Here is a 12222-nt window from a genome sequence, read left to right as displayed (position 1 = left end):
CGGGAATCCAGCCTGCATGCTTATGCTGTTATTTCCGCTAGAGCGGAAATCTACAGCACTGGGTTCCCGCCTACGCGGGAACGACATTTCTTGCTTCGAGTGCAGGCATTGAGCTATTCACCGCACTTAACACTGCTTGCAGGCTGGCTTCTATAATGTCCTTGCTTTTACCGACACCGCAGTAACGCTGGTTATTGATATTTAATTGAATATAGGCAATCGCTTCGGAGCGTTCATTGTCACCCAACGTGTGCTCAGAATAATCTACCAGCACCATGTTATGACCCAGTTGATGGTTTAAAGCGCTGGTAAAGGCATCCAGTACGCCCTGGCCGTTGCCGCTAATTAAGGTGGCCTGGTCGTTAATATGAAGTGTGGCGCTTAACTGATCCTGCTCCTGCTGGCGGCTAATTTGGTAGCCTGCCAATTGCACTGGTTCTTTGCGCTCAATATAGCTTTGCTCAAAAATACTATAGATAGTAGCAGGGGAGACTTCCGCTGACTCGGTCTCGGCATAGTGCTGCACATGCTGGCTAAAATCCACCTGAAGCCAGCGAGGCATTTGCAGGCCGTAGTCCTGTTCCAGAATATAGGCGATACCGCCTTTGCCTGACTGACTATTGATACGAATAACTTCCTGGTAACTGCGACCCAGATCCGCAGGGTCTATTGGCAAATAGGCCACCTGCCAGCAGTCATTTGGCGTGTAACGTTGCAAACACTTTTTAATCGCATCCTGATGACTGCCGGAAAAGGCGGTGAACACCAGTTCACCGGCATAAGGATGGCGGGGATGAACAGGTAGTTGGGTACACTCGGTCACTGTCTGGATAATCTTATCCATATTGGATAAATCCAATGCAGGGTCAATGCCCTGGCTGTAAAGGTTCATTGCCATGGTGACGATATCCATATTGCCTGTGCGCTCGCCATTGCCTAATAAAGTCCCTTCAACACGGTCGGCGCCAGCCATAACACCCAGCTCGGCAGCGGCCACACCGCAACCTCGGTCATTATGGGTGTGCAAGCTGATAATAACGGCATCCCGATATTGAATATGGTCGCCCATCCACTCAATTTGATCGGCGTAGACATTAGGGGTAGCCACTTCTACGGTGGCGGGCAGGTTAATAATCACCGGTTTTTCCCGGGTAGGCCGCCATACCTGATTAACCGCATCACAGACCTCAACAGCATACTCCAGCTCGGTTCCGGTAAAACTCTCCGGGGAGTATTCGAAAGTCCAGTCGGTTTCTGTTTGCTGATCAGCGTACTGCTGCACCCATCGGGCACCTTGCACGGCAATCGCCTTGATTTCATCTTTGCTTTTGGCGAATACCTGTTCCCGTTGCACCGTGGAGGTGGAGTTATACAGGTGCATAATGGCTTGCCGAGCGCCCTTTAAGGCTTCGAAACTGCGTTGAATCAGTTCTTGCCGTGCCTGTGTTAACACCTGGATGGTGACATCTTCAGGAATCAGGTCCTGCTCAATAATCTGGCGCACAAAATCGAAGTCGGTCTGGGAGGCGGCGGGAAATCCCACTTCAATCTCCTTGAAGCCCACTTCAACCAACAGTTTAAATAGCGCCATTTTCTGGGTGGGGTTCATTGGCTCGATCAGCGCCTGATTGCCATCCCTTAGGTCCACACTGCACCAGCGCGGGGCCTGTTGGATTTGCTGGCTGGGCCAGCGGCGGTTGGGTAATTGAATAGGGGGGAAGGCTTGGTATTTGCGATGATCAAAGGGGTTCATGGCCACGGTCCTGATATTAGCTGTTGTAAAACAACTGCAGGCAGTGGCAGCTCTTGTGGAGCAATAGCACATAACCCTTGTGAGATTAGTCTGCCTGCGGTTGAGAGGCGATTGTAACGGGGTAGGGTGAGTGAATTGCTGCAAAGATACTCGATATAGTAAAAAATATAGTGACTATAACTCATATATTGCTATTATTTAGAGATTCTAATCTTTTGATTGTTTTGGCATGGTACAAATCCCTATGAATATACAGTTAGACCGAATCGATAAGCATATCTTAAGCCTGATGCAGCACAATGGCCGTATCACCAATCTGGAGCTGGCGGATAAGGTGGGTTTATCACCCACACCCTGTGCCCGGCGAGTTAAGCGGCTGGAAGAATCGGGGATTGTAGACCGGCATGTCACCTTATTAAATGCCGAAGCACTGGGCCTGAACCTGACAGCGATGGTGAGTATCACCATGGACCGCCATACTCCGGAGCGTTTTGAAAAATTCGAGGAAAAAGTCGCCACCTTTGCCGAGGTGCTGGAGTGCAGCATAGTGACGGGCCAGGCGGCGGACTTCCTGCTCAAGGTGGTGGTAAAGGATATGCGCCACTATGAACAGTTTTTACTGGGCCGATTGACCAATCTGGAAGGTGTTACCGGGGTGCATTCCAGCTTTGTATTGCGAAAAGTACTGGATAAGACTGAATTGCCGCTTGAGTGATAACCAGGTCACCATCAAAGAGCTTATGTCTTAGTGGCCGGCGACCCGTTCCGCTTGTTCCTGGCTGGCTAGATATTCTTCATAGCTGCCCTGGAAATCAATAAGTTGCTGGTCTGTAATTTCAACAATGCGCGTGGCCAGTGACGAAACAAACTCACGGTCATGACTAACAAAGATTAGCGTCCCTTCATAATGTTCCAGTGCCAGGTTTAAAGCCTCTATGGATTCCATATCCAAATGGTTAGTGGGCTCATCCATTAACAGCACATTAGTATCCATCATCATTAGCTTGCCAAATAGCAGGCGATTTTTCTCACCACCGGAACAAACCTTTACCTTCTTTTTAAAATCATCTGACGAAAACAATAAGCGGCCTAAAGTGGCACGAACAATCTGGTCATCGTGGCTGGCTTTACGCCACTGGCTCATCCAGTCAAACAGATTTAAATCACAGTCAAAATCTTCAGTGCTATCCTGGGGGCAATAACCCAGGGTAGCGTTTTCTGCCCATTGGATTCTGCCGTGATCCGGGGTGAGCTCGTTCATCAGGTTGCGCAGCAGGGTGGTTTTACCTGCACCGTTTTCACCAATGACTGCCAGTTTGGCGCCGGCTTCTAAAATAATGTTGCCGTTTTTAAATAGCGGGCCTTCATCAAAGCCGTGCCCCAGCTTTTCCAGAATCAGTGATTGCCGGTGTAGCTTTTTATCCTGTTTAAAGCGGATGTAGGGCGTGACGCGACTGGAAGGTTTAATATCTTCCAGTTTGATTTTTTCCAACTGTTTGGCACGGGATGTTGCCTGCTTGGCTTTAGAGGCGTTAGCTGAGAAGCGACTAACAAATTGTTGCAGGTCAGCAATTTGTGCGGACTTTTTGGCGTTTTCATTATGCAGGCGTTCGCGGGCCTGGGTTGAAGCGGTCATAAAATCATCGTAGTTGCCGGGGTAAACTCTTAGCTCTCCATAATCAATATCCGCCATATGGGTGCAAACCGAATTCAGGAAGTGGCGATCGTGGGAAATAATAATCATGGTGCTTTTACGCTCGTTTAAAGTTTCTTCGAGCCAGCGTATGGTGTCGATATCCAGGTTATTGGTGGGTTCGTCCAGTAGCAAAATATCCGGATCAGAAAACAGAGCCTGGGCCAATAAGACTCGCAGCTTCCAACCAGGGGCTACTTCGCTCATTAAACCGTAGTGCAGTTCCTGCTCGATACCGGCGCCCGCTAAAATTTCACCGGCGCGGCTTTCGGCGCTATAGCCATCCATTTCTGCAAATTGGATTTCCAGCTCGGCAGCTTTCATGCCGTCTTCTTCTGACATTTCTGGCAGGGCATAGATACGATCACGCTCCTGTTTTACTGCCCATAGTTCCATGTGCCCCATAATCACCGTATCAACCACGCTGTATTGTTCAAACGCAAACTGGTCCTGGGAGAGTTTACCGATACGCTCATTAGGAGTAACGGTGACATTGCCCATACTGGGTGAAAGGCTGCCATCGAGGATTTTCATAAAGGTCGACTTACCGCAACCGTTAGCGCCAATTAGCCCATAGCGATTGCCATTGCTAAATTTAACAGAGATATTTTCAAACAACGGCTTGGCGCCAAATTGCATGGTGATATTTGCAGTAGAGATCAAAAGGGCAGTCCTGAGTTTAACAATAATAGAGCAGCAACCGTCAGAGACGACTGCTATCAGAGCGGGCGTACTATAGAGATTTGTGAGCGGTTCGTCGAGTGCATTTGGGCCAGTTATCTGCGGTAATAAAAAAACGTACTTTTTCGCAGTAATAATCATCCCTTTGTTCAAGCCCGCAAATCATTAATGGTTGTGAGTTAGTTGAAAAATACAGGCTTAATGTGTCTTGTAATTGCAGTGGGCATTTAATCTTTTGCTCAAGTTCCGCGAGCGTTCGATAGACAGGGCTAATCCATTCCGATCTATCCAGTATTAGCCAGTCCACACAAGTCTGGGTCACCTTATTTAAATTCGAAAGATTAGCCCAGTGACCATAATTATGTGACGGGGATAGAGCCGCAGTTGAGGCCTCAGGGTTAATGCTATGGGGGTAAAATAAACGTCCTTTGATAGCAATTTCAGGGATTACGGTTTCAAGGCCTAATAATGCCAGTGCGTTTTTTCCTGCTTCGCTGGCAGAGAGTTTTATTTGATGGTTAAGAAGGTGCTCGGTTTTAATATCAAGCCGATCAATCGCATTGGGGCCTAGCCAATAACCGAAGTCAGTAGAAAATATCCCCCGGTTGGCTGATAGTGAATTATTCAGGTAAAACTTAATCGCCAATTCAAGGTGGTAACTGTTGCCATTGCTGTTATCGCGGTAGATAACATCAAACTCACCATAGGTTTTCTTGTTATAGGATACTTGCAGGTTGTGGGCTAGTAATTCTAAATCTGCATCATGGGTGATAAAAAATTGCCATAAGGCTTCAAAGTAAAGGCCAATTCGCGGGCTGCGAGGCTGGCTTAAATAATCTAACAGGGGCGTTGGCTCTTGATCCAGTTGCAGCAACCACTGCTGTCTGGCCGCAGTCAGGTGGATATGGCAGCTCTGTACAGCGCTATGGCCCAGACCACCAAAGTCATTAATTAGGTTCTGGCCAAAGCAGCTCCAGGCCAAATCTCTAACGCATTGATTTTTAAGGGATGTTATAGTGGCCATAGCTGCCTTGGGCTTTAATCAAATTAGAGTATACTAGCCCAAATTGATAACAACCGACCGATCAAATATGAATGAATTTAACACAGTAGGGATTATTGGCCGTGAGAGTGATGCCGTGGGTGAGTCCTTGCGGGTACTTACGAGCTTTCTGTCTGCTCAAAAAATAGACATTATACTTGGTAAAACCATAGCCAGCCTGCTACCTGATAACCCTTATCCGGTCAGTGGCAGAACTAAAATGGGTGAAAGCTGTGATTTAATTATTGTGCTTGGTGGTGATGGCAGTCTACTAGGGGCGGCCAGGCAGTTAGCCAGGCATAACGTACCAGTGCTGGGTATTAACCGGGGACGCCTCGGCTTCCTGACCGATATCTTGCCTGAAGAGTTAGAAGAAAAAGTCGGTGCAGTACTGCAAGGTGAATATGTTTTAGAAAAGCGTTTTCTATTGAGTGCCATTGTTAAACGTAATGGTGAAGTGATAGGCCGGGCAGAAGCCTTAAATGATGTGGTAGTTAACTCCGGCACTTCAGCACAGATGATAGAGTTTAATGTCTATGTGGACGATGAGTTTGTTTACCCACAACGTTCAGATGGCTTAATTGTTTCAACACCCACCGGGTCAACCGCCTATTCGCTGTCGGGGGGCGGGCCTATTATGCACCCCAAACTGGATGCAGTGGTTTTGGTGCCTATGTTTCCTCATACCTTAAGTAGTCGCCCGATCGTTATTGATGGTAATAGCGAAATCAGAATTGAAATCAATAAGTCCAATAAAATTCACCCGCCTGTGACTTGTGACGGGCAAGTTCATCTAACGGCGCTGCCGGGCGATACAGTCTATATCACCAAGCGACGTCACAAACTAAAGTTGATTCACCCCACCGATCATAGTTTTTATGCCAGCTGCCGCGACAAATTGGGTTGGGGTACAGGCTTAATTGGCTAGTCCTTTTTCTTTAGCTCTGGTTTGAATTCCTGTCATAAAAGTAACAACGTGAGGTAAATGTATGGCTGAAATAGTAGTGATTGATGTATCCATAGAGCAGGATCTGCAGGTGTTTAGCAAATACCTGTGGGACCAGCGGGTCAGTCATCGAGTTGTAGAAAGCAATGATCGCAAACTTTTGTTGGTGGGGGATAAATCGGTAGCACTACAGGTTCGTAATGCCTATGAAAAGTTTCTTACCGGTGAAACTGAAGCGCCTGTGATTGAAATGCCAGAGTCTCCGCAAGCTACCGCCGTTGCCACTAAATTGCTAAGCCATTTGCCAGTTACCCTGGGCGGTATAATTTTAAGTGTGCTAGGTTTTTGCCTGGTCTATTTTGACCGCGACTTTGGTTTGGTCAAATATTTTACCTTCTTTGATTTCAACCGAATGAGTACCTATATTATTTTCTCCGTTCCCAATGGAGAGTACTGGCGCCTAATTACCCCGATTTTTCTACACTTTGGTTTAATGCATATTGCCTTCAATATGGCGATGCTCTGGTTTGTTGGTCAAAGAATCGAACTGTTGCAGGGCAGTGTGCGTATGTTAGGCATCTGTATGGTGATCGGTCTGGGCTCCAATATCATGCAGGCTACCTATGCCGAGGCCACCATTTTTGGTGGAATGTCTGGCGTGGTCTATGGCTTGCTGGGCTACGGCTGGGTATGGAGTATGATGCGCCCGGAAAAAGACCTGATGATACCCAATGTTATTTTGTACTTTTCGCTATTTATGATGGTAGTTGGCTTTGTTGGCCTGGCCGGTGTGTTAGGTGCGGGTAAGGTGGCCAATGTGGCGCATTTAGGTGGCTTGATTATGGGCTGCCTAATGGGTTTTGGCGCCGCTTTAATTGATAAGTTCTCAACCAAAGAGAACCAGGTATAAGACGATGGATTATGAACAACTGATTAGCAATATTACGCCAGACATTCACGCCAGCCTCAAGCGCGCCATTGAAATCGGTAAATGGCCAGATGGTAGGCGCCTGACCCAAGAGCAGAAAGAATTGTGTATGGAAGCGGTGATAAGCTATGAACAGCGTCATTTAGCCCAGACGGATCGTGTTGGTCATATCGATAGAGGCAGCAAAGCAGAGGGTGAACTCTGTGATGATCAACCCGCCCCAGCTAACAATCAAAACCAGGAACGACCACTAAAGTGGTCTGAATAGGAGAATCAATTTTGGCAGAACATGCTGTCGGTCATCTAAAAAAAATGCAAACCCGGTTAGGGGAAGGTGAGGGGGAAGCAGTTACCTATCACCTGCCCATTGGTGATGAATTACTGTCACTTAACCCTTTGCTGGGTAAAACCATTAAGTTGATTTACAGCGGTGTGATTAATTGTGCCCACTGTGGTCGTAAAACTAAAAAGAGCTTTAACCAGGGTTATTGCTACCCCTGTTTTACCAAGTTGGCACAGTGCGATAGCTGCATTATGAGCCCGGAAAAATGTCATTACCATGCAGGCACCTGTCGCCAGCCAGAGTGGGGTGATGAATTTTGCATGACGGACCATTTTGTTTATCTGGCGAACTCTTCCGGTATTAAAGTCGGTATTACCCGCGGTAGCCAAATTCCAACCCGCTGGATGGATCAGGGGGCTATTCAGGCGATACCCATTTTCCGTGTTAGTACCAGACAGCAATCAGGCTTGGTAGAGGTCGTGTTTAAAAATCATGTGGCGGACAAAACCAATTGGCGCAGAATGCTTAAAGGTGAAGTCGATATTATCGATCTTGAACAGTGCCGCGATGAATTATTTGAAGCCTGTAAAGCTGAGATATCTGCCTTGCAGGATGAATACGGCGTACAGTCAATCCAGGCTATTAATGATGCGGCACCGGTAAGTATTCATTATCCGGTTGAAGAATTCCCCACCAAGGTCACATCATTTAATTTTGACAAGCAGCCAGAAATAACCGGCGTGTTGAAGGGGATTAAAGGCCAGTACTTAATATTGGATACCGGTGTTTTAAATATCCGTAAGTTTGGTGGTTATCATATTGAGTTTACGGCGGCTTAAGCCTGGCAATAATTACATCATGATTATTTGGAGTTATTAAGTAATGCGGGACGCGCAACCTAAAACGATTTTTCTGAAAGATTACCAAGTACCCGATTTTCTGATCGATAAAACGGATTTGTATTTTTCGCTGGGTGAGCAGAGCTCAGAGGTTAGATCAACACTGACTATGCGCCGCAACCCTGAGGCTGCTAATCAGGACGTTGAGTTGATGCTGCACGGGCAGGAATTGGTTTTACAATCACTGACTGTAAATGATGTGGTTTTATCCGGGGCTGATTACCAGGTCACCCCAGAGAGCTTAACCATCTACTCGTTACCCGATGAATTTGTACTGGAATGCATAACCGAAATAAAACCTCAGCAAAATACGTCCCTCGAAGGCCTTTATAAATCAAACACTATGTTTTGTACCCAGTGCGAAGCGGAAGGCTTTCGTAAAATCACCTATTACCTGGATCGCCCTGATGTAATGTCGGTGTTTACCACCACAGTGGAAGCCGATAAAAAACGTTATCCCGTATTATTGTCTAATGGCAATAATATTGGCTGCGGTGAGATGGATAATGGCCGCCACTGGGTAAAGTGGGATGATCCTTTTAAGAAGCCAGCTTATTTGTTTGCACTGGTAGCGGGGGATCTGGAATATACCGAAGATCACTTTACCACCCGGTCAGGCAATGACGTCACCCTGCGTATTTTTGTTGAGCCTAAAGATCTTGATAAATGCGAACACGCTATGGCCTCTTTAGTTCATTCCATGCGTTGGGATGAAGAAGTCTATGGTCGCGAATACGATTTAACGATTTTTAATATTGTCGCTGTTGATGATTTCAATATGGGGGCGATGGAAAATAAAAGCCTGAATATTTTTAATACCTCCTGTGTACTCGCAAAACCTGAAACAACAACGGATGCAGGTTTTCAGCGAGTCGAGGGCGTTGTCGCCCATGAGTACTTCCATAACTGGTCAGGCAACCGGGTAACTTGCCGCGACTGGTTTCAGTTAAGTTTAAAAGAGGGTTTTACCGTCTATCGCGATGCTGAGTTTTCATCGGATATGGGCTCGCGAACGGTTAAGCGGGTAGAGGATGTTTCCCTGTTACGCACGGTGCAGTTTGCCGAGGACGGTGGCCCAATGGCTCACCCGATCAGGCCTGAGTCTTTTATGGAAATTTCTAATTTCTATACCGTCACAATCTATGAAAAAGGCGCTGAAATTGTTCGTATGATTGCCAATCTATTGGGCCCCAACGACTTTCGTAAAGGCTCAGACCTCTATTTTGAGCGTCACGATGGCCAGGCTGTCACCTGCGAAGACTTTGTTAAAGCCATGGAGGATGCCTCAGCTAAAGACCTGTCTCAATTCAGGCTTTGGTATTCACAGGCGGGTACACCTCGAGTTGCGGTAGAGGGTGTCTATGATGACAGTGCACAAACTTATAGCTTAACGGTAGAGCAGCACTGTCCAGCCACACCGGGGCAAGAGCAAAAACAGCCTTTCCATATCCCTATGTCTATGGCTCTGTTAGGCAAAGAGGGCGCATTGCCGCTGCATAATGATAAAGAAAATGGCAGTAATACCGAGGTCGTCATCGATATTACCGAGCCCCGCCAAACCTTTGTATTCCATCAGGTCAAAGAAAAGCCCGTGCCCAGTTTATTGCGGGGTTTTTCTGCACCGGTAAAACTGGCTTTCAATTACAGCCGTGACGAGCTGCTGTTTTTAATGCGCAATGACAGTGATGGCTTTATTCGCTGGGATGCCTCACAGCAGTTAGGTGTGCAGGTGCTTAATGAAATGATTGCAGCTGTGCAAAACAATGAGCAGGCAAGTGTAGATCCGAGATTGATAGCGGCCTATCGCTCTATTCTATTAGATGAGTCACTGGATAAAGCTATGGTGGCCTTAATGTTAAAGCTGCCCTCAGAAGCCTATATGACAGAAATTTCTGATGAGGTTGATGTCCATGCTATTTATCAGGCTAGAACTTTAGCCAGATTAACCATTGCCGAAGCGTTAGAGCAAGAACTATGGCAAGCCTTCCGCAATAATCACTGCGATGACGCCTACCAACCTTCAGCACTTCAAATAGCCCAGCGTAGTCTAAAAAATACGGCTCTGGCTTATTTAATGTTGTTGGGCACTGATGATGCATTAGCGGCGGCCGTTGAACAGTTTGATCACGCCAATAATATGACCGATGTACTGGCAGCCTTTAATGTTATTTTAAATAGCGAATTTGGGATGCAGAAACAACGTGTATTGAAGTTGTTTTACGAGCGTTGGCAACATGAGTCACTGGTGGTCAACCAGTGGTTTATGGCGCAGGCGGTCTGCTCGGTACCGGGTACATTAGACCATGTTAAAGGCCTGATGACCCATCCGGCTTTTGATATCAAAAATCCCAATAAAGCTCGAGCCTTAATCGGAGCCTTCTGTGGCCAGAATGCGGTTAATTTTCACCAGCGTGATGGTGCAGGTTATCGCTTCCTGGCGGACCAGGTTGTTGAGCTCAATCGACTTAACCCACAGATGGCCTCACGCTTGCTTGGGCCTTTAACCAAGTGGAAGAAATACACCGCGGATAGCCGCGCCTTAATGAAGGCAGAACTGGAAAGAATTATGGCTGAACCGGATTTGTCACGGGATGTTTTTGAAGTGGTTTCTAAAAGCTTAAAGGCTTAGGTGAGGGCAGGGTGTTTAGTAGCTGAACACCCTAAAATCTGACACGTAGCCGAGCCTCTCCCAAACAACACATTTAGCCATATAGTCATTAACCACGGGGTAGTCTTCTTGTTTCTCTTTGATACTAATGCGGTAGTAAATTGTGTACTGGCGTTTGCCAGGATCATAATGGGAAGAAATATCATCAAAGCTTTTATTGACTAAATCCTCTTCGTACTTATTGTTAATCGTGGCCTCACAGTCATAGGATGCATCATTAATACTGCGGGCAAAAAAAGTCGTTTTCTTTTCTTTATTAATGGTTAAGTAAAGTATTGTTGTAGTGGCTGCAAGCAGTAAAAGGAATACTATAATAACTAATACAACTTTAGTGGTTTTACTTTGGTTACTCATGGCGTGAGCTCGGACTGGTTATCGCCAAAGTATAGTAGAGATTAAATAAATATAAAGCATGGTTTCGTATCAGGCTCACTACTTATTACTATAAAGAGAGATTGCATCTTGTCATTAGTTTCGTTCAGTCGGTTTTGTTTTTATTGGGTATGGCTAATTGTCACGCTGCTGGCAGTGTTGCCACAGGAACAGGTATTGTTGACTACCGGATGGGATAAAGCCAACCATGCGCTAGCTTTTTTTGTTTTGCTGGGTTTGTTAGATCGCGCCTATCCTTCAGCTAACCTATGGCTCGGGAAAGTGATGCCGTTGCTGGCCTATGGATTGGCGATTGAATTAGTGCAGTCTCAAATCCCTGGACGTTTCGCTTCATCATTTGATGTATTTGGGGATGCAGTGGGCTTGGCTATGTATTTATTGCTTCGCCCGATATTAATCAACAAAATCCCTTTTTGACCCTTAATAGGGGCGGTTGCATGAAACACTTACAAATTATTTACCATACCCAATCAGGCAGCACCCGTGCACTTGCCGAGGCGGCATTGAAAGGTGCGTTAAATGAGCCTGAGGTAGAAGCAAGGTTGTTACCCGCCATGGAGGCAGGGGTGGACGATTTGCTCTGGGCCGACGCCCTGATTTTTGCTACGCCAGAATATTTTGGTGATATGTCCGGTGGACTCAAGGACTTTTTTGATCGCACCTTTTATGCGGTTGAACCGCAACAGCTGAATTTGCCCTATGGGGTAATTATCAGTGCCGGAAACGATGGCTCTGGTGCACTCAGGCAGTTAGAGCGTATTGCCAAAGGCTATCCACTGCGTTGTGTGGCTAAACCGCTTATCATCCCAGGCAAGCCATCAACCCCTGCTTTTGCACAAAGCGAAGAGCTTGGAAATGCGCTTGCTGTCGGGCTTTCGATAGGTATGTACTGACTACCTATTTTGTTTCTGTTTTAATTCACTTTCTTTATAAGGA

The 12222-nt window shown here is 46.5% G+C and carries 12 protein-coding genes; 8 read left to right on the top strand and 4 right to left on the bottom strand.

Features of this window, described 5'->3' with window-relative positions:
• Positions 1 to 70: 70 nt before the first annotated feature.
• A complete protein-coding gene (leuA, locus tag P8H32_RS10025; RefSeq protein ID WP_301089311.1) occupies positions 71 to 1753 on the bottom strand; it encodes a 2-isopropylmalate synthase in 1683 nt (560 codons plus the stop codon).
• 244 nt (positions 1754 to 1997) lie between these two features.
• On the opposite strand from leuA, the gene P8H32_RS10020 reads away from it, so the two are divergent.
• Positions 1998 to 2468 carry an Lrp/AsnC family transcriptional regulator gene (locus P8H32_RS10020; protein WP_297290869.1) on the top strand — a complete coding sequence of 157 codons (471 nt, stop codon included), beginning with the start codon at positions 1998 to 2000 and terminating at the stop codon, positions 2466 to 2468.
• Positions 2469 to 2498: 30 nt separating this feature from the next.
• Here the strand turns inward: P8H32_RS10020 and P8H32_RS10015 are convergent, their stop codons facing one another.
• Together P8H32_RS10015 and P8H32_RS10010 are read right to left on the bottom strand one after the other, a co-directional pair.
• Positions 2499 to 4109: an ABC-F family ATPase gene (locus tag P8H32_RS10015; RefSeq protein ID WP_301089310.1), complete on the bottom strand. Its 1611-nt coding sequence runs from the start codon at positions 4107 to 4109 to the stop codon at positions 2499 to 2501.
• A 70-nt stretch (positions 4110 to 4179) separates the two neighbouring features.
• Positions 4180 to 5151 carry a DUF1853 family protein gene (locus tag P8H32_RS10010; protein ID WP_301089309.1) on the bottom strand — a complete coding sequence of 324 codons (972 nt, stop codon included), beginning with the start codon at positions 5149 to 5151 and terminating at the stop codon, positions 4180 to 4182.
• 67 nt (positions 5152 to 5218) lie between these two features.
• On the opposite strand from P8H32_RS10010, the gene P8H32_RS10005 reads away from it, so the two are divergent.
• From P8H32_RS10005 to pepN, 5 genes are all read left to right on the top strand, one after another.
• A complete protein-coding gene (locus tag P8H32_RS10005; protein ID WP_301089308.1) occupies positions 5219 to 6097 on the top strand; it encodes an NAD(+) kinase in 879 nt (292 codons plus the stop codon).
• Between the two features lie 61 nt (positions 6098 to 6158).
• Complete coding sequence (locus tag P8H32_RS10000; protein WP_297290865.1) at positions 6159 to 7025, top strand: rhomboid family intramembrane serine protease; 867 nt, start codon at positions 6159 to 6161, stop codon at positions 7023 to 7025.
• A 4-nt stretch (positions 7026 to 7029) separates the two neighbouring features.
• Positions 7030 to 7311 carry a DUF1315 family protein gene (locus P8H32_RS09995; protein WP_301089307.1) on the top strand — a complete coding sequence of 94 codons (282 nt, stop codon included), beginning with the start codon at positions 7030 to 7032 and terminating at the stop codon, positions 7309 to 7311.
• Positions 7312 to 7355: 44 nt separating this feature from the next.
• Entirely contained in the window at positions 7356 to 8165 is an 810-nt protein-coding gene (locus tag P8H32_RS09990; protein ID WP_301089339.1) for a DUF2797 domain-containing protein, read from the top strand.
• Positions 8166 to 8208: 43 nt separating this feature from the next.
• The gene (gene pepN / locus P8H32_RS09985; RefSeq protein ID WP_301089306.1) at positions 8209 to 10854 is read left to right on the top strand and encodes an aminopeptidase N; all 2646 of its coding nucleotides are present in this window, start codon (positions 8209 to 8211) and stop codon (positions 10852 to 10854) included.
• 15 nt (positions 10855 to 10869) lie between these two features.
• Here pepN and P8H32_RS09980 read toward each other — a convergent pair whose 3' ends face one another.
• Positions 10870 to 11247, bottom strand: a complete 378-nt coding sequence (locus P8H32_RS09980) for a hypothetical protein (protein WP_301089305.1) — start codon at positions 11245 to 11247, stop codon at positions 10870 to 10872.
• A 108-nt stretch (positions 11248 to 11355) separates the two neighbouring features.
• On the opposite strand from P8H32_RS09980, the gene P8H32_RS09975 reads away from it, so the two are divergent.
• Together P8H32_RS09975 and P8H32_RS09970 are read left to right on the top strand one after the other, a co-directional pair.
• Entirely contained in the window at positions 11356 to 11703 is a 348-nt protein-coding gene (locus tag P8H32_RS09975; RefSeq protein ID WP_297293285.1) for a VanZ family protein, read from the top strand.
• A gap of 20 nt (positions 11704 to 11723) precedes the next feature.
• Positions 11724 to 12179: a flavodoxin family protein gene (locus P8H32_RS09970; RefSeq protein WP_297293284.1), complete on the top strand. Its 456-nt coding sequence runs from the start codon at positions 11724 to 11726 to the stop codon at positions 12177 to 12179.
• Positions 12180 to 12222: the final 43 nt, after the last annotated feature.

The organism is Oceanicoccus sp., from assembly GCF_029238675.1.
Taxonomy (GTDB): Bacteria; Pseudomonadota; Gammaproteobacteria; order Pseudomonadales; family Dasaniaceae; genus Oceanicoccus.
The sequence above is the reverse complement of the archived record's forward strand: the minus strand, read 5'-3'. Positions and strand labels throughout refer to the sequence as shown.

Coding starts and splice junctions, on each gene's coding strand:
- P8H32_RS10000 (WP_297290865.1), top strand. CDS start 6,159: ATGGCTGAAATAGTAGTGATTGATGTATCCATAGAGCAGGATCTGCAG.
- P8H32_RS09995 (WP_301089307.1), top strand. CDS start 7,030: ATGGATTATGAACAACTGATTAGCAATATTACGCCAGACATTCACGCC.
- pepN (WP_301089306.1), top strand. CDS start 8,209: ATGCGGGACGCGCAACCTAAAACGATTTTTCTGAAAGATTACCAAGTA.
- P8H32_RS10005 (WP_301089308.1), top strand. CDS start 5,219: ATGAATGAATTTAACACAGTAGGGATTATTGGCCGTGAGAGTGATGCC.
- P8H32_RS09970 (WP_297293284.1), top strand. CDS start 11,724: ATGAAACACTTACAAATTATTTACCATACCCAATCAGGCAGCACCCGT.
- P8H32_RS10010 (WP_301089309.1), bottom strand. CDS start 5,151: ATGGCCACTATAACATCCCTTAAAAATCAATGCGTTAGAGATTTGGCC.
- leuA (WP_301089311.1), bottom strand. CDS start 1,753: ATGAACCCCTTTGATCATCGCAAATACCAAGCCTTCCCCCCTATTCAA.
- P8H32_RS10020 (WP_297290869.1), top strand. CDS start 1,998: ATGAATATACAGTTAGACCGAATCGATAAGCATATCTTAAGCCTGATG.
- P8H32_RS09990 (WP_301089339.1), top strand. CDS start 7,356: ATGCAAACCCGGTTAGGGGAAGGTGAGGGGGAAGCAGTTACCTATCAC.
- P8H32_RS09980 (WP_301089305.1), bottom strand. CDS start 11,247: ATGAGTAACCAAAGTAAAACCACTAAAGTTGTATTAGTTATTATAGTA.